A 16,814-nucleotide genomic window follows, 5' to 3' on the forward strand; every position below is an offset into this window, starting at 1 on the left:
CACGGCACTTTGCGACGATCGAGCAGGTTTTCTGCAAGCGCGAGGCTAGAGGATTTCTCCCGCGGCATCCCGAACAATACATGATGCAGCGGCATGCGGCGTGCTCCGCATTTACGCGGATCGCTATCTACCCGCGGAGCATCGCATGACATGCGCTCGGTCGATTTCTCATCTCGCGCACGCCCAGAGCTACGATTGTGCTCAATCAATCCTCCTCCTTTCATGTGGTGCATAACGATCATCTCAGTAGATCGCCGCACCTGCGCCCACGTTGATCGAGGCATCTTTCACGGTCTCCACGATTAACGCGATCTGCTTGTTCGTGAGATGGGTGTGAAACGGCAGCGCTAAAGCGCGATCGGCGACCTTTTCGGTAACCAGGAAATCGCCACGGCGATAGCCGAGGTCAAAATAGTGGCGTTGCAAATGCAACGGTTGGCTGTAGGCGGCGGATTGAATCCGGGCGGCGCGCAGATCATCGATAATGGCGTCCCGACCGGATCGCGTGAAGCGTGTCCCCAATTGAACGAGATAAAGCATCCAGTTCACATCCGTCACATCGGGACCGACATAAGGCGGCTTGATGCCTTCAAATGACTGGATATGCGCGTTATAGAGCTGCTCGATGAGCCGACGCCGCTGCAGGATTTCATCGAGACGCTTCAGCTGCGCCAGCCCCAAGGCAGCCGTGAGATCGCTGATGCCAGCCTGGTACGGCGCTGTGCTCGCGACGACAATTGAGAATCGCTCGTCCAGGCGGTGGGCGCGATGGCGGCGCAACCCAACCGCAATATCGATGTCATCCGTCACCACCATTGCGCCTTCACCGCAGCTTAGGGCTACCGGCTGGGCAAAGTCGAACACGGCCAGGTCGCCAAATCGGCCGACGAGTTCCCCCTTGTAGCTCGACCCGATCGCCTCGGTAGAATCCTCCAAGAGCAGCAGCCGGTGGCGCTGTGCGACCGTCTGCAGTTCTGCCCATGGCGCAGGATGACCGTTGGGATTGCCGGCGACAATCGCCCGCGTGCTGGCCGTAATGCTCTCTTCGACCTTCGCTGGAAGCAATGTTCCCGACCAATAGTCGACGTCGGCAAATACCACACGTGCGCCTGCGAGACTGATGGCATGCACTGTTTCGCGAAAGCCGTAGGGCGAGGCGATGACCTCGTGCCCTGCTCCGATCCCAAGCGCCTTCAGTGCAAGCAGGAGCCCAATCGTACCACTCGAAACCGCAACGGCATGTTTGCGACCCAGATAAACCGCGAAAGCCTGCTCGAACGCCTCGGTGATCCGCCCACTGGAGATCTGCGACGAACACAACAGGGTTTCAACTGCAGAGAGCTCAGCGACGGTAATATCCGGATCCGACAGTGGGATGAAGGATGCATTGTTCTCCACATTGTGCGCGCCATCGCACGGATGCTCTGCGAGCTCAGTGCCGCTCACTGCGTAGCGCTCCTTTTGGCCAATATGATGCCAGTCGCCCGCGCCGGATCGGCCGTAATCTGAACGCAGTGATCCGATCCATCGATCAGATGGAGATCGAAACGCACAAACTGCCGGAATGGCTGATCCGGCATATCCGACGCATCACAGCGCACACAAGCAAGGTGCGGAAAGCGGCGCCGCAGCTCGACAAACGGCCCCCCCTCCTCGGCCCTGTCGGCCGCAAGCAGCTGCTCGATTTCAATCAATTCCTGCGCAGTGAGCGTCATCGTGGCTCCTCTGTGACCCGTCAAAAGCCGTCCCTCATTGCCAGAACAGACGCTCCGGATCCGCGTTCAATTCGTCGATTGCTGAAGTCAGGCGGTGATACAGGCTGTAAAACTCCCAGATTCCTTGGGCGTGGTTCTTGCAAAACACCTTCCAAATTCCGCTCACCCCATCATAAAGAATCAGCGCGACGTCGATTAGAGCGCCGTCCTTGTCAATATTGCGCGAGCAACAGGGGCTCTCGACGAGGTAGCCGCCTTTCACCGGCGTCACCTTCGGCGAGACGTAGAGATAACGCTTGCGGGAGCTCAAGCTGCGCTCGATCCGCTTGCTATCAAGCTCGTTGGGGTGCGCCACCAGCCCGGTCTTGACCTTCCTCATCAGCCCGGCATTCATCGAGAAAGCCTCCCTTCAAAGACTTGTGATTTCTTCTTCAAGACAGCCTATGAGCAACCGTTCTCCAAAATCGACAGTATAGATCGGAACGTTCGCTTCGGTATGGATGGCAACTCTGATGATCTCTCCGGCCACTCCGGCGCCGAGCAAGATGCCCTCAGGCTCCACATTGGGAAAAGAGCCGTCGTTGATGAGGTCGACTGCGGTTTTAACCCGCTGGCCCCGCCGATATTTCGGAAAACCGGGTTCACTCACGACACGGCCTCCTCCGGCAGTGGCAGATCATCGATCTCCTCGCTAGCATCCATAGGCTCGAGTTCCTTGCGTTTCATGCCAACGCGGTAGCCGCTTTCCAGAAACTCAACGCCGTAGATGTAGAACTGCTGCAGGAACGTGCCGATCGAGATGACGTAACCGATCTCTCCCTTCTTGACCAAGATGTCGCCGATCTCCCTGCCACGAAAGGTGCCATCATTCCGGATGGTGCGATTGGCTCGTACCTTTTGGCTAAAACTGAAGACAGGCGGCTCGTCGAGCTCGACGACGTCGCTGTCGCGAACAATACCGCTCATGTAGCGCTCCTCATGCATCGCTCGTTGGTAGACCATGCAGGGATGCTGCCCGGCCTGACCAGGAGACACGATTGTGCTCATCCCCCGCCGCACTCAGCCGATTCGCCCACCGCAATTCGGTTCGCCAGTTCATGTCGACGTGCTGATCAGGATGTCGCTGTAGGGCAGTTCGTGCCTTGAGTGACAGCCGTTCAGCGATATCTAGCCGCGCTCTAGCGTATTGGCCCGTAGCTACACCAAGTAGCCCCGCAACGGCAGCGCGACGCGGCACGATGTGACGGAACTGGACGTCCTCAGCGCAAACCGATTGATTGCGGAGCTGCGGGGCGAAGTGGCGCGCGAGGGCGCCGCCAGCTCCTTGTCGGTCAGCATCGGCATCATTTCGCCGTATGAAACGATGTTCCTGCTTGGACGACGAGGCTTCTATGGCCATCAAGCATCGACGATAAGACAATGGCATTACCCTGCGTGGACACGATCGCTCGGACCTCGACGTCTGCGCGCCAAGTGCCGCCGTTGCTGAGCGCGGGATTCCGCTGGAAAAAGTGCTGGAGACGTTGCCGGCACGATCATTTGCGCAAATAGCCGAACACCGGCAGTCGCATGCTTTTCTGCGCGACGGACGAGCGCAGGTACTGTAACTTGAGTGATGGGCGGCCTCGCCAATGTGATCGATCATCGGATTGGCTCCTCCGCTCCAGAACGTCCGCGAACGATTCGGCACCGATCGTGTCAGCCGGTTCGAGTTCGAACAGCTTGGTCGCGGCCTTGCCCCTTCTTCCAGATTGCCGAGAAATATCGGGAGGCCGGTGAAGTCCTTCAGCACGTTGGGATGCAACCGCGGCATGATGAGATCGGCGGGATCTCGAGCAGCATCAGCTGCGTTCACCATTCGCCAGCCTTGGCACGCGACTTCGCCGAAAGTACGCGCGATCAGCGCTCCCTGACCGGCAGATGGCGACTTGGCTGCTGCCTCGAAGGTCATCGGCAGCTTCGCTCGTCCGGCGCATTCCGCGATGTTGCGGCTCGGTACGGCTGATCCCGCCGGGCATGCGCCGGTCGGCGTGGCCTCGTCAGTCACATCAACGATACCCGCGCTGCCTAGAAGCCTACGCTCGGAGTTGAGAGGCGTTTTTGGCGCGCCGCGCCAAATCAAATGCCGGCCGACGCTCCGCTGCCGGCGAGCAACAGCACGATCGCAGGGACATCCTGAGCAGCCGCCTTCGCGAACGGAGGTGCGAAGGTCGAGACCTGCGGTGCTGACAACGCGCCGCACGAAGCTTGCAAAGTTCACAGCCCCAGCTCTTGGCATGCCGTTCATGGAAGCTCGCGTCCTAGCCTGGCGCCTGATAGCGGGGCAACGAGGTGTCAATTGCGCAGGTATTGTCGACCGGACAGGCCGCGGCGCATTGCGGCTCGTCGAAATGGCCAACACATTCGGTGCATTTCGTCGCTTCGATGACAAAGCTTCCTCCCTTTTCCGAGATGGCAGCGTTCGGGCATAAGGGTTCGCAAGCTGAGCAGCTGGTACACTGAGAGGCGATGATCTTGAATGGCATATACCCCCTTACGCCGCAGAGATCAGAGCTCCCTGGCGGATCGCCGCGTCGCCGCGCTTCTCATGCTGGACATCGCCGCTCTTCACCTTGTCGAGATAGGACCTGAACCAGGCGATCGTCGACTTCTCGATGAACTCATGCGCGTATTGATCAACCGGCTCGATCCCGGCCTTGATCAGGTTGCTTTTTGGGCAGCTACCGATCTTGGCCACGAACACCGCATGGCAGTCCTGGATGCCACGAATGATGGTCGAAAGCCTGTCTTCCTCGCCATAACCGTCCTGGCAGTAGACGTCGACGCGACGGTGACCGATGAATTTGGCGCCGGATGTTGAAAGTTCGTATACTTGGAATTCCTTGGCATGCCCAAAGTGCTCGTTGATGAGTCCTGAGCCCTTGGTTGCGACCGCCACCAGAACCGTGATCGCGCTTGTCTCGCCGGCGAACTGTGCAAGCTCTTGTTGGTGGGCCACGACGCTGGCGGCACGCTCGTCCTCCACCCTGTCTTGATAAGCCTTGCGCGTGCCAAGGTCGTATTTGACGTCCATTTTCATGATCTGATCGGTACTGAACTCTGCGCTGCGATCCTCTCCGATCAGTCCGACCGCATCAGCGCGGCACTGGCGACAATGCCGCATCATGTTCATCTTCTCTTCACAAGCATCCTGCAGCGTCTTCAATTCCTGCGCCGTCGGCCCCCGCTGACCGTTTAGGCCAAACACTGTGCCGTACTCAGGCGCGGAGATCAGCGGCATGATATTGTGAAGGAAGGCACCGCGCGCCTTCACCGCCTTGTTGACCTCGACCAGGTGCTGATCGTTGATGTGGGGGATCATCACCGAGTTGACCTTGCACAGGATACCCCGTTCGCTAAGCATCTCCAGCCCTTGCAACTGACGGTCGGTGAGTATCCTCGCCGCGTCGATGCCGGTGTAGCGTTTATGGTTGAAGAAGATCCAGGGATAGATCTTGGCGCCGATTTCGGGATCGATCGCGTTGATAGTGATGGTGACGTGGTCGATTTTTGACCTGACGATCGTGTCAATATGGTGCGGCAGAGCCAGTCCGTTGGTCGACAGACACAGCTTGATGTCGGGCGCCGCCTTGGCGACCAGTTCGAATGTCTTGAACGTCTTTTCCGGATTGGCGAGAGCATCGCCGGGACCAGCGATTCCGAGCACGGTCATCTGCGGAATGGTGGTCGCGACCACGAGCACTTTTCTCACCGCCTGCTCGGGGGTGAGCTTCTCGCTCACCACGCCCGGGCGAGATTCATTGGCGCAGTCATATTTGCGGTTGCAGTAATTGCACTGGATGTTACAGGCTGGCGCGACCGCCACATGCATTCGGGCGTAATGATGATGCGCCTCTTCGCTGTAGCAGGGATGGTTCTTCACCTTTTCCCAGATTTCGCTCGGCAGATCGCCTTGGCTTGTCCGTGACCCGCAGCCTGCCTGAGCGGTCTTGGCTGCGGTGCGACAGCCCTTATGCTCGGCGGCAGACTGCATCATCGTGCCGTTATCCAGCGCAGCTTTGGCGTATCCTCCGCCCCCCACGACCGCGTTCATTCTCTTTTTTCCCGCACATTGGCTTCCCAGGACCATCCGTGAGCGAGCCTCAAGACGAGGCGTAGCAACTCACATGCCACGGCGCAGAAGAAGACATTTTGTTAGTATGTTATAGCGTTAGCGGGCCCGGCCGACGTTGAGACATGTAAGAGCGGCAATGATACGCTTGTTAAGAATGCGACAGACACGTCCTCATCCTCACTCAGAGCTCCGCGCGCTGGCGCATCAATGATGGTGTCAAAGCACGCGCAACACCCGGCTCCATTTGAGCGGGCCTTTCGTGCGTCGCGCACTCTCACAGCTGGCGATACCAGCTGGGCAATCGAGCTTCACACATCTAACGGGTGAGCAGTATCTCAACCGCGCAAGGGAGCCGAATCGCAAGCGGCGCCAGACCTTGTTCGAGTAGAAAACGGAGCTCGTTGCGCGACAGCGTGTCCGGATCGACGATCGCATAGTGGGCGCCGCCCGAGCGCTTGATAATCTGCCGCGCATAGCCGCGCAACAGCTGGTCGTTAAAGCGGCAGCCGATGAAGAGAAAGGCCCGTCCGCTCCGCCGTTCCTTGATGAAGTCCGGAATTGGCGTCTGAATGTCGATCTCGGTCAAGGCCTCGACATAGTCAGCATCGGAGATCAGGAAGTTGTTGGCTGGATGCACGCTGCCATGCGGCTTATAGAGCACCGTCGCCCAGCTACCGGCCACGGCACTGTCGACCTCTTGGCCAGAGAAATCATAGAAGCGGTACCAACGATTCTCGCCAATGCCGGCACGGGTAATGCCCTGAACTTCACCCCAGCCCTCGCACTTGCCCAGCGCGGCGCGCATTGCGCCATCGTACCACGCATCGACGATGACGGGAAGCGACAGGGACGCGAAATGATGATGTAACGGCGTCGGCTGCGTTAGCCGAGCGAAGGCCTGCACCATCATTGTCGTCAGCGTAGAGCGATGTTTGCTGACCTCGATATGCTGCGCCGATGCCCATGCATTGCCTTTGGCCCGCCGGGGCAGCGCAACCTTGCGGGCGAAGAAGTCGGCCAGCGCCTCGGGCGAGGTCGGCACATTGGATCTGGACAGTTCGGTGAGGCCAGGACCGAGATAGGGCACCACGCGCGCAGCCCTTAACCCGGCAGCGATGTCGACGAGAATGGTCCTAGCCTCAGCTGCATCGACCAAGTCGATCCGCCGAGGCCCCTTCACTGACCCTCTCCGTCCGCTCCTCGTTTTTTGGCGTCGATTGTGATTGGTAATTTTGTATCGCTCGCCATCTTGGGCAAATCGAGTACCCAACCGTTGGCTATTTTGATCCACCCACCCCAGAGCGTCTCATACTCGGACTCAATGATCGGCTCTTCGAGATCTTTCTTTGGTACGTAGATCGACAGGCCTGCCTCTGGAGACCGGCGGATCATGATTTTCACATTGAACTCCTTGACTGTGAACCATGGCTGGCCAAGCGGGCCGTCTCCCGCGAAGCGGCGCGCAGGCGAGCGACGATGTCAGACACGGCGCACACGACCTCGTCGACCTCTGCAAATGAGGTTTCTCGCGATAGCGAGAAGCGCACCGCGCCACGCATGCTCCACGCCGGCACCTGCATGGCCCGCAAGACGTGCGATGGCTCCATCGAGCCCGCGTTACAGGCTGATCCGAGCGACACAGCAATACCGGCTCGATTGAGATGATGGGCGATCGCTTCGCCTTCGAGATGGTCGAAGGCAATATTGGTCGTGTTCGCCAGCCGGTTGCTGATATCGCCGAGCGCAATGCACTGACCAATGTGCAGTATCCCCTGCTCCAGGCGGTCGCGCAACGCAGCAATGCGAACGCGCTCCGGTTCAAGCCGCTCCGCCGCGAGCTCTGCAGCCTTTCCAAGGCCGACGATTGCGGGAATATTCTCCGTTCCGCCGCGGCGCCGTCGTTCCTGGGATCCGCCCCAGATCAGCGGCCGGAAACTTGTCCCTTTGCGCAGATATAGCGCGCCGATGCCTTTGGGACCATGCAGTTTGTGCGCGGATAGCGACAGCATGTCGATCGCACTATCCTTAAGGTCTACGCGCATCTTGCCGACGACCTGGACCGCATCGGTGTGAAACAGCGCGCCCGCCTCATGGGTCAACCCCGCAAGAAACTCTACAGGAAATATCGTGCCAGTCTCGTTGTTAGCCCACATAACGGAGGCAATCGCTGTGCGTGGCCCGAGCGCGCTGCGAAACGCCTCGATATCGAGCCGGCCGCGGGCATCTACCGGTACGACATGCGTCTTGACTCCGCTTGCCGCCAATTGCTCGGTTACCGCAAGAACGGCAGAGTGCTCGACCGAGGTGGTGACGATCTCGTCGCGGCCTTCCTGGGTCGCAAGCGCAGAGAGAATCGCGGCATTGTTGGCCTCGGTCCCTCCCGAGGTGAAAACGATCTCATGATCGTATGCGCAGCCTAGCAAACCCCGTAAGCTACCCCGGGCCTGCTTCAAGGCGACTGCGACCTCGCCGCCAAAGACATGCGTGGATGAAGCGTTGCCGAATTGCTCTGTGAAGAACGGCAACATGGCTTGCACAACGGATGGATCGGTCCGCGTCGTTGCATTGTTGTCGAGGTAAATCGGCACTTGAGTTCCGCTCAATTCAGCGCCTCGCCGACAGCCGCAATCGGGACGAGACGAACGCATTCGCCGACCCCGTTGACCAGCCTCGTCTGAATGCGGTCCAGCGTCAGTCTAGGAAGCTTACAGAACGCGGATGCGCCGGTCAGACTGACGATGATCCTGTGCCTATTGGTCCGGATGAGCCGACAGCCACCACGATCGCCATGCAGATCCGCTCGCATCTGTCCGATAGCGTCGCGAATGCGAAGCTCTCCCGCTGCGGCCGACGATTGGCATACTCGTTCCGGTTCGGCCAGCATGCTGCGATGCTTCTTCTTCATCAGCTGAACGATTTGCCGCAGGAGCAGCTCGCGATGGCGTTCGGGTTTTGAAAGGTGAATCCGGAACTATCCGGCTCTAGGACGAAATCAATGGTCGTTCCGATCAGATGCTCATGGCTCTTGCTGTCGACAAATACCTTCAGACCCCCGCATTCGATCACGGTGTCACCAAGCGTCGGCACCTCGGCCAAGCCCATCTTGTATTTGAACCCATTGCAGCCGCCTGCTTCGACCATAATGCGCAGGCCGCCGGTCGGCTGCATTGATGATGCCATCGCGCCTTTGATGGCACTCACTGCGCTATCTGTCAGGTTGATCATGGCTTACCCTCTCATGAGCTTAGGTCTGCCCGACAATGGCAAGTCATGTGCCAGCGTGCACAGCTTGATCCCGCTTACCTTTTTCTGATCGCATCTGTCGGCTTCAGCGCCGGTGTCGAGTTCGTGACAACGCTGCCTGGGACGATCGCCTCTCGCATACGTGTTTTGTTTCGCGGCACGGCTGGAGGTCGTTACAGAGGCGGCGGCAAGCAATTTGCATCGCATCTGGCATCGGCCAGCGCGCCGGTGAAAAGCTCAAATCGAGGACGAATTTAATGACTGCAATCGAAAACACCGCACTCGGTCGACTTGAGAAGGAGGGCCGCCTGCTCAATGCTGTACTCAAGGGCGGGACGACCAAGCCGGGCCGGTTTGGCTTTCGCGGCGACATAGCACTAAAATTTCAGACTCAAGTCGCGGACGAGAAGCGGCCGCCGGATTATTCGATCGAACAGGTTCTGACGGTCGCGCAGGACGGAGAAGGCACAATTCCGGTGCTGGCGGGCTACCTGCACTCCTTCGCCTATCTTGCTGACGTCGCGGCCGTGCTTGATGGTGCCTTAAGCCGACAGGGCAGTTATTTCTTGTTCTGTAACAACATAGATTTGCTGGCAAAATACCAGACCAAGCTCGGTGGCATTACCTTCCACGTCCTGCCGTGCGATGAGTCCACTGTTTGGAAGGAAATGATGGACCTGGTCGGGCTCAACAAGGACGACCTCAAGAAGCTGGATGCGGGCGGCAAGCTTGACTACCTCCTTGACGCGGCGAAGGCTCTCAATCTGTCCTACGACGAGATTTCCTACGAGGACGGGCTAAAAAGGATGGAGCCGGTAAAAAACCGCAACGAGAACCGGCCGGTCTGACGCGGACGTCATTCGTTCCGGGACGCATCGTCTTCGACAAGACGCACGCCGACGACACAGATATCGCCATCCAGCACTGTCAAGGCGATTGGCGTGAGCGTTCTGCCCTTACACGGACCATCGACGCACAGCCCGGTTCCGAGCTCGAAGGTGGATCCGTGTTTGCCGCACATCAGCCGGACGCCCTCTGGATCGAAGAACTCGTTTCGTTCCCAGTCCAAAGCAACGCCGTTGTGCGGGCATATATTGAGATAGCCAAGCACCTTCTTACCCCAGCGTACCACAACGATGGACCACGGCCGGTGATTGCCGTCATGATCGAGGACCATAAGGTGGAATCCCATGGCCTTGCGGCTCGGAATGTCGTTAAAATCACAAATCGCGTAAATAGCATCTACCTGCATTCATTGCTCGCCTATCGCAAGGGCTCTGCAGTGTTGCTGTGCCTTGTGCTGCAAGAATCGTCGGAGTTTTGCTCGGCGTTCTCTTCGCCCAACGCGCAGCCTTAGCTGTGCCGCACGACCTGACCGGCTAGCAGAATCGCAAGCGCGTGCGCAGTTCGTTGCTCCTGGCGTAGGGGATCCATTCCGTCTTCCCAGCGTACGCGCATTGGTGCTCCCAGGGGGTCTCCATAAAACTGATGTTCTATTGTACTGATAATTTCGTCCATTTGCTGGACGAGCCCGACAAGGCGCTCGATCGTATGCTGGAACGCTCGTTTGGTCGCACACCCGATGGGGCACCTTGCGCTAGCCGTCGCAGAACGATTTTTACGATCGCCAACTTCGCAACCCGTTCAGTGATACCAGATTCAACGGAAGTACTGACATCGTGAGCGCAATCGGTTCTCGCATTTGCATCAGATCGCCGCTCAAAAGCTGGACTAAAGCAGGTCCTCTCCCAAACCGTACCAAGGCCCTGCTGGCTCGGCGAGCAGGCCCTGCGAACATATGACACTAGGCCGACCCAACCCCACCAAACAACTCGCGAACTGGTACCTGATAAGTACAAGGGAGCGCGACGCGCGCTCCCTTCAAGGCTACGACTTCCGCTCGGGCGCGAGCAATGGCGAAAACCGATCAGTTTCGCCGCGCGCCAATTATTCCGAATCGTCTTGCCCAACCGCCAATCCTCGAAGAGCGCGTTCCAAATAATACGAAGGATCATCGTCAGATGAATCCGTCTGAAAGCTCTCCTGACTATTGCTATCGCCATCTTCGACTTTGGAAAGATACTTTGTTGGCTTACCTACTCGCTGCCACTCGTCGTTCTCGTTCTTCGTCCACACGTCGGGATGCTGGTGAGGATCGAGCACCCAGTGATTGCGACCCACGTGAACAAAACCCATTTCTGCCAGACGGGGTTCCACCTCCTCAACGGCAGGACGTGACAACACCAACGGATGGTCACCGTCCATTCGCAGTTGATGCTCGAGCAGGATATCGCCCGCGTTCTCGACCAACGGATGAGTGACGCGTAGATCTACGACCGATGTAATGTCGTTTCGTCCGAACTGTTGGCGAAACTGGTCCCCCTTGATCCGGACCGGGCCTCCCGCTCTTAATAGGCCGACGCTTTCGTCACCCAGCTGATAGCTGAAAAATCGGGCGGGCTTGTCCGGATCATCGTACGTGCTGGAATAGCCACCAGCGACAGTTGCGGCGCGCTCGGCTTTCTCCGAAACGAACTGAGAGTACTCTTGCGGGTTGCTCGCGATGTGCCTGATATCACGACCCAGGAATTTCCTCACGCCCTCCATGAAGTCTTCTCGATCGAAGATCTCTATAATGGGTGGATCGGAACGCAGAGAGTATGGCGCCGCCGCCCCCGACGACGACCCACCTCGTTCCATGCGGCCAACTGTCTCCGCGAAACGGGGGCTATCTCCAGCCTCGTTCGAATCATCAGCCTGATAAGCGCTTGTGGACTGGCTGGATGAGCCAACGGTTCTGCCATACATCAGATCGCCCTCCTATCGGCGAATTGCACGCAATCGAGCTCGTGCCGCGCAAGCTCCGCCGATGAGGATACAGAATCTAGCTGACCACAACCTGACTGCAGCACCGGCCCACTGCGGGGCCGGCAAGCCGCTTCCCCGGAAGAAGGGCAGCGACTCGGCAACCGTAAGGCCCGCCCAATAGGCGAACCACGCGCCCCTTCGCGGACGGGCGATCAACGGCGTGCCACTCGACGTTGTTGCTCTCGACCAGTACTAAAATACCCGATCAATCATTTCCAAGTCACTTAGTCTCGGAGGTTTGAGCACGATGGCCTGATCAAAGATGCGAGCTCACTGATCACGTGCGCGTCACCCGCCCAGGTGGCGCATGTGATTTCACTATCCTCTGCTTCTGGACGAGGCGATCTTCGCTCACGTGACTTCAGCTCCGACTGAGGTGTGGATCTGGCAATTGGCCGGGCACACCCTTGCGCAGGCGCCGCAGCCGATGCAGGCGCCCTGATCATTTAGAACCATGATCTTCTTTTCGATCTCATCGTCCGCGTCATCGTCTAGATCGACAAGCTCGCCCTCTTCGCTGATTCCCTTCAAAGTCATGACATCTCGACCGCACACCTTGAAACAGCGCCCACAACCGATGCACTTCTTGTCATCGATCGATGTCAAGTATTCCGGTATCCACTCGCGGCCATCGCGCGCTGCAAATGACATAAGTCAGCCCCTCTGGCTATTTTCCAGCGCCTTCAAATCATGGCTCTTGCGCTCGAGTTCGGCATAGGCATCGTACGCCTTCTCCGCCACCGTCATGATCGAGCCCCAGTTGACAGGCAATTCCTCCGACAGGTCGTGCAAATCCATTTTGGCTTGCAGCGCCTTTCCTGACAGCTTCTTCAGTTCTGCTTTCAATGCTTCACGATCACTCATGAGCGCCCTCAATAGTTCGCCACGTCCGGAAATCTGCGAACCATGTCGATTCCGTCGTTGACATATTTGTCGCCTTCCTGTGCAAGCTTTACGAGATTAACGAAGCCAAAACGATGCACATCGCGTAGCTGCTTGTTCACGGCGATAAGGCGCCCTGCGATCAACACCACGCGGCCGAAGCCTTCATGATGCAGCTTCATAATGGGCTGGACCATCACGCCGGTGACCCTCTCGATCGAGAGCGCGACCGCGTCGAAGAACAACTCAAGCCGCCACAGCGTGTCGGGATCGGGATCGCCGACAACCGGCAAGGCGCGCCGCTTCTCCTTGTCCAAGATGTAGGGTTCGAGCAGGTCGAGATCACTCTTGTTCGTCCAGGCGCCGTTGGCATCCTGAGCGCGCCAAATCTTGATCAGCTCCATGGGGAACGGCGCGTCGATGCCGCTACCCTGCCGCACTATTTCTTCGGTCATCTCACCTCATTCGTCGAACTCAAACGCGCGGCGCTGGTCCTTGGCCATGGCCTTGCGCAGCCAGGGAGGTGGCGTTCCCTTCAGTACGTCCTGAAGCTTTTCAAGCAGCATCAGGATGCTTTCCGGCTTGCTCACCTTGATAGGATGGATCTTGTTGGCCACCACCCTCGCGGCACCAGCACCGCCGATGGCGGCGACGTAGAGAATTGCACAATCCTTGATTGCATCGATCTTCGGCGCCAACTTATCGTCGTTGCCGTCTTCCTTGAGATCGCCCTCAAACTCAATTGCTTTAAGAAAGACGTGCCCGCCCGGCGCGACATCATAGATTGCGATATTCTTCGCCCAACCAAAATGTGCATCGACCCGTCTAAGATCTTGCGTAGCGAATGCGACCTTCATGCTGTCGACCTCTCAGCTGCGCCACTCGAGCTGTGGCCGGCTCGTCGTGGCAGTGCGGGCGGAGCCCGCCAGCTATCCGGCGTAGGCTGGTGGTTCTCCTCTCGGTCAGCAATCACGAGATTGGCGATATCGAAGATCATATCGCGCGTACCACGATAGCCGACGGATAGCTGGTGTCCTGCACCAAGCCGATCGAACATCGGAAAACCTGCGCGATAGAACGGAATTTTCAGCCGAGCCGCCGCCTGCCTGCCATGCGAATGCGTGATCAGCAGGTCGCATTGTTTGGTTCTGGCGAGTTCCTCGAGATCCTCGAGATCACCGATGAAGACTTCCTCGGTCTTGACTCGCTCAATAACGACCGACTGTGTGGTTGTCACTGCTGCGGTCACCTGCGCACCCATGTCATGCAGCGTACTGGACAGGTCGAACAGGAGGTCTGGCTCGGCGGCGATCGCAACTCTGCGACCACCAATATGGAAGTGCGCGTCCAGCATTGCATCGGTGAGCTGGCCACGCTGCCGCCGATATTTCACCGGTACGGGCCGCCCGCTGATCTCGCTCAAAAAGGTGATAAATTCGTCGTTGGGATCGAGACCGCAAAGCCGTTCGAACAGGCGAAATGGCACGCCGGCCTTGGCCTGCAGGACCTCCGCCGCGCGTCGCATTTGTGCGCCAATTGCGATCGTCCATTGAGCGCGTCCCATGCTGGCAATTTCGTCGATGTCGATGCCGCCGATGGTTGTCGGCGTAAACTCATCGGGAATATGCCCATCGAGCGAGCCTGCCAGATCAGGCAAAAAGGACGGCCGCAACCCGAAATCCTCCAGGATGGTCCGGAGTTCGTCGAGATCACCGGGGGTGAGGTGGCATCCTGGAAGAACATTCACCTTGGACGGGTCGCGCAATCCACTCACGCCCGGCCCCTCGACCAATGCCTCCACAATGCGCGCCACAGCCTTCGCCCAGCCGTCCTGGAACGCTCCCTTGAAATCTGGTGTCGAGACATAGACCAGCGGCAATTTTGCAAGTTGCGGATGCTTGTCCCGGATCAGCTTGAGGTAGGCATCGACATCGTCGCCATTGGTCTCTGTAACCCCGGTTGAGCAGATCCCCACGATCTTTGGCTTGGCTCGGCTGTGGATATTGAGTATCGCCTGCTCGAGATTCTCGTAGCCACCGAGCACGGTTGCGACCTCGCTCATAGCGGTGGTTTGCAGCGGTACTGCTTCCTTGAAATGGCGCACGAAGAGCGTGAGCCCGAAGGATGTACAGCCTTGCGATCCGTGCAGAAGCGGCATAGCCCCACGCAACCCCATAAAGGCGAAGGCTCCACCGATCGGCTGGCTCATCTTCAGCGGATTGACCGCACAAGATTTAGTAGGGGCTGTGACGCGGGCCATAACAGCTCCCTATTCCGCGGCCTGTGGCGGGGCAGATGACGAGGCCGCCAAGATTCGCTCTATGCGTCTATTGCAGCAGCCGCCGACCGCGTTGGTGTGCTCTCTGACAGCTTCCACGCTGATCAAGCCATGCGCGGTGATCGCATCCTCGATCGTTCCGAGATCGACCTTGTTGCAGGAGCAGATCTCCTTGGCTCGGCGCGCCGTTTCGCCGAGCGCAGGATCGCAAGCGATCTCGGCCAGCGGTGATCGCATCTGCACCATCGCCTTCGCCAAGACCTGCCATGGCGCAGGTCGACGCAGCTGCTCCCACATCGGATTGGAGAGCGACTTGTCGATCTCCTCCACCAGTTTGACCATTCCAAGATAGCCCAGATAGGCATGGCACCGCTCTTGGTTGATATCGATCCAGGGCATCGCCGCCTTCAGTGCGACAAACTGCGATTTGCCGCCCGACAGCATGATGTCCGCTTCCGCTTCTTTCAACATTCTGTACATTTCGCGCGGCGTCATCTCCTCGATCATTTGGGCATCCTGCCCCATCAGCTCCTTGATGCGTTCCTTGTCCTCCCTGGTCGATTTCTTCACGCTGGTTCCGACCAATTCGAGACCGGCTTCCTGCAGTGCCGCCACGACCGACCATGACTTGACGCCGCCGGTAATCAACAAGGCCTTCTTGCCTTTGAATCGTGGCTTGTACGGTTCGATGGCAGCCCAGGCGCGCGTTTCCTCGCGCGCGATCACCGCATCAGTGCGCCCGAGCAACTCTTGGGGGGCGCCGCGCTCGACCAATAAGCGGGCGATCTGGCGAAGCGAATCACTCGAATCCTGGATACCGTAGAACGACCCCTCGAAGAACGGGATCCCGTAGCGTTCCGTCATTTTGCGTGCGACGTTGATCATAGATTTTGAGCATACCAACATCGCCGCCCGCGCACGATGAGAAGAAGCGACCGCGCGATACTTTCCGTCGCCAGAGATGCAGGAAAGAATCCGGACTCCGAGCTCGTCCAGCAATGGCTTCACTTGCCAGAGCTCTCCTGACAGGTTGTATTCTCCGATCAGGTTGATGTCGTACGGCGTTGTGTAGTCCGGCTCCTGCGTTCCGATGACATGTTCGAGCAGGGCCTCGCCGGCGAGCTTGTTACCCAGGTTTTTGGAGCCAACGAACCCTGGGGAATTGATCGGGATAACTGGCTTGCCGAACCTTTGAGACGCAGCCTTGCAAACCGCATCGATATCGTCGCCGATCATCGCCGGGATGCAAGTCTGATAGACGAAGATCGCGGGAGGGTCCCACTTATTGATGATTTCTGTGATTGCCTTGCACAGCCGCTGCTCGCCTCCGAATACGATATCGGTTTCGTTCAGGTCGGTTGTGAATGCGGTCCGCCACAGATTTGGGCCAGACGACGCCGAGCCGCGATTGTCCCAGGAGTTGCCTTCGCACGCAATCGGACCGTGCACCAAGTGAGCGACATCGGTAAACGGCTGCAGCGCGATCTTGGCACCGTCGAAGGCGCAGCCGCCCGCAGCACTGCCCGGCTGCAGTTGCCTGGTGCAGCCCTTCCTGCGATCAGCCTTCGACTTACTGCCATTCTTGGCGCAGCCCGGCTCGTCGAAGATATTCTGGACCGTGGCCGCCAGCGAACTCATCCGTTTTCCCCTCAGCGGAAGCCAATTGAAAGGTTTAATGCGTTTGTGCCATCGCCGGATTCGGCGATGGCACGTG

21 protein-coding genes are annotated in these 16,814 nt (G+C 58.4%); 1 reads left to right on the forward strand and 20 read right to left on the reverse strand.

Going from position 1 to position 16,814, the window contains the following annotated elements:
• Nucleotides 1–243: 243 nt before the first annotated feature.
• The 12 genes from AC066Y_RS35615 to AC066Y_RS35670 all read right to left on the reverse strand — a co-directional run bounded on the left by AC066Y_RS35615 (nucleotide 244) and on the right by AC066Y_RS35670 (nucleotide 9,054).
• Entirely contained in the window at nucleotides 244–1,398 is a 1,155-nt protein-coding gene (locus AC066Y_RS35615) for a DegT/DnrJ/EryC1/StrS family aminotransferase (RefSeq protein WP_478277978.1), read from the reverse strand.
• 44 nt (nucleotides 1,399–1,442) lie between these two features.
• The gene (locus AC066Y_RS35620) at nucleotides 1,443–1,715 is read right to left on the reverse strand and encodes a hypothetical protein (RefSeq protein ID WP_478277943.1); all 273 of its coding nucleotides are present in this window, start codon (nucleotides 1,713–1,715) and stop codon (nucleotides 1,443–1,445) included.
• Between the two features lie 34 nt (nucleotides 1,716–1,749).
• Nucleotides 1,750–2,109, reverse strand: a complete 360-nt coding sequence (locus AC066Y_RS35625) for a DUF3024 domain-containing protein (RefSeq protein WP_478277944.1) — start codon at nucleotides 2,107–2,109, stop codon at nucleotides 1,750–1,752.
• 15 nt (nucleotides 2,110–2,124) lie between these two features.
• A complete protein-coding gene (locus AC066Y_RS35630; protein WP_478277945.1) occupies nucleotides 2,125–2,364 on the reverse strand; it encodes a nitrogen fixation protein NifZ in 240 nt (79 codons plus the stop codon).
• Nucleotides 2,361–2,681 carry a nitrogen fixation protein NifZ gene (locus tag AC066Y_RS35635; protein ID WP_456718473.1) on the reverse strand — a complete coding sequence of 107 codons (321 nt, stop codon included), beginning with the start codon at nucleotides 2,679–2,681 and terminating at the stop codon, nucleotides 2,361–2,363. The genes AC066Y_RS35630 and AC066Y_RS35635 overlap by 4 nt, the downstream gene beginning before the upstream one ends.
• A gap of 1,334 nt (nucleotides 2,682–4,015) precedes the next feature.
• On the reverse strand, nucleotides 4,016–4,240 hold the full coding sequence (locus AC066Y_RS35640) for a 4Fe-4S binding protein (RefSeq protein WP_478277946.1): 225 nt from the start codon (nucleotides 4,238–4,240) through the stop codon (nucleotides 4,016–4,018).
• 8 nt (nucleotides 4,241–4,248) lie between these two features.
• On the reverse strand, nucleotides 4,249–5,808 hold the full coding sequence (nifB, locus tag AC066Y_RS35645; RefSeq protein ID WP_478277947.1) for a nitrogenase cofactor biosynthesis protein NifB: 1,560 nt from the start codon (nucleotides 5,806–5,808) through the stop codon (nucleotides 4,249–4,251).
• 337 nt (nucleotides 5,809–6,145) lie between these two features.
• Nucleotides 6,146–6,991 carry an SIR2 family NAD-dependent protein deacylase gene (locus AC066Y_RS35650; protein ID WP_478277979.1) on the reverse strand — a complete coding sequence of 282 codons (846 nt, stop codon included), beginning with the start codon at nucleotides 6,989–6,991 and terminating at the stop codon, nucleotides 6,146–6,148.
• 14 nt (nucleotides 6,992–7,005) lie between these two features.
• Entirely contained in the window at nucleotides 7,006–7,230 is a 225-nt protein-coding gene (gene nifT / locus AC066Y_RS35655; RefSeq protein WP_456718476.1) for a putative nitrogen fixation protein NifT, read from the reverse strand.
• Nucleotides 7,227–8,477 (reverse strand): cysteine desulfurase NifS, encoded by a 1,251-nt coding sequence (gene nifS / locus AC066Y_RS35660; RefSeq protein WP_478277948.1) that lies wholly within the window; start codon nucleotides 8,475–8,477, stop codon nucleotides 7,227–7,229. The genes nifT and nifS overlap by 4 nt, the downstream gene beginning before the upstream one ends.
• Entirely contained in the window at nucleotides 8,429–8,734 is a 306-nt protein-coding gene (locus AC066Y_RS35665) for a NifU family protein (protein ID WP_478277949.1), read from the reverse strand. The genes nifS and AC066Y_RS35665 overlap by 49 nt, the downstream gene beginning before the upstream one ends.
• Nucleotides 8,734–9,054, reverse strand: a complete 321-nt coding sequence (locus tag AC066Y_RS35670; protein WP_478277950.1) for a HesB/IscA family protein — start codon at nucleotides 9,052–9,054, stop codon at nucleotides 8,734–8,736. Before AC066Y_RS35670 ends, AC066Y_RS35665 begins: the two co-directional genes overlap by 1 nt.
• A gap of 275 nt (nucleotides 9,055–9,329) precedes the next feature.
• Between AC066Y_RS35670 and AC066Y_RS35675 the strand changes: the two genes are divergently transcribed.
• Nucleotides 9,330–9,920: a hypothetical protein gene (locus tag AC066Y_RS35675; protein WP_478277951.1), complete on the forward strand. Its 591-nt coding sequence runs from the start codon at nucleotides 9,330–9,332 to the stop codon at nucleotides 9,918–9,920.
• Nucleotides 9,921–9,928: 8 nt separating this feature from the next.
• Here the strand turns inward: AC066Y_RS35675 and AC066Y_RS35680 are convergent, their stop codons facing one another.
• The 8 genes from AC066Y_RS35680 to nifE all read right to left on the reverse strand — a co-directional run bounded on the left by AC066Y_RS35680 (nucleotide 9,929) and on the right by nifE (nucleotide 16,738).
• Nucleotides 9,929–10,324 (reverse strand): Rieske (2Fe-2S) protein, encoded by a 396-nt coding sequence (locus AC066Y_RS35680; RefSeq protein ID WP_478277952.1) that lies wholly within the window; start codon nucleotides 10,322–10,324, stop codon nucleotides 9,929–9,931.
• Nucleotides 10,325–11,019: 695 nt separating this feature from the next.
• A complete protein-coding gene (locus AC066Y_RS35685) occupies nucleotides 11,020–11,880 on the reverse strand; it encodes a host specificity protein (RefSeq protein WP_478277953.1) in 861 nt (286 codons plus the stop codon).
• A gap of 411 nt (nucleotides 11,881–12,291) precedes the next feature.
• Nucleotides 12,292–12,591 carry a ferredoxin III, nif-specific gene (fdxB, locus tag AC066Y_RS35690; RefSeq protein WP_456718482.1) on the reverse strand — a complete coding sequence of 100 codons (300 nt, stop codon included), beginning with the start codon at nucleotides 12,589–12,591 and terminating at the stop codon, nucleotides 12,292–12,294.
• Nucleotides 12,592–12,594: 3 nt separating this feature from the next.
• Entirely contained in the window at nucleotides 12,595–12,804 is a 210-nt protein-coding gene (locus AC066Y_RS35695) for a CCE_0567 family metalloprotein (protein ID WP_478277954.1), read from the reverse strand.
• Nucleotides 12,805–12,812: 8 nt separating this feature from the next.
• Nucleotides 12,813–13,277: a NifX-associated nitrogen fixation protein gene (locus tag AC066Y_RS35700; protein WP_478277955.1), complete on the reverse strand. Its 465-nt coding sequence runs from the start codon at nucleotides 13,275–13,277 to the stop codon at nucleotides 12,813–12,815.
• A gap of 6 nt (nucleotides 13,278–13,283) precedes the next feature.
• Nucleotides 13,284–13,679: a nitrogen fixation protein NifX gene (gene nifX, locus AC066Y_RS35705; RefSeq protein WP_163154760.1), complete on the reverse strand. Its 396-nt coding sequence runs from the start codon at nucleotides 13,677–13,679 to the stop codon at nucleotides 13,284–13,286.
• Nucleotides 13,676–15,082, reverse strand: coding sequence for a nitrogenase iron-molybdenum cofactor biosynthesis protein NifN (gene nifN, locus AC066Y_RS35710; RefSeq protein ID WP_478277956.1), 1,407 nt, complete (start codon nucleotides 15,080–15,082; stop codon nucleotides 13,676–13,678). Before nifN ends, nifX begins: the two co-directional genes overlap by 4 nt.
• Nucleotides 15,083–15,091: 9 nt before the next feature.
• On the reverse strand, nucleotides 15,092–16,738 hold the full coding sequence (nifE, locus tag AC066Y_RS35715) for a nitrogenase iron-molybdenum cofactor biosynthesis protein NifE (RefSeq protein WP_478277957.1): 1,647 nt from the start codon (nucleotides 16,736–16,738) through the stop codon (nucleotides 15,092–15,094).
• Between the last annotated feature and the right edge of the window lie 76 nt (nucleotides 16,739–16,814).

The sequence above is a fragment of the Bradyrhizobium sp. USDA3010 genome (assembly GCF_056429065.1).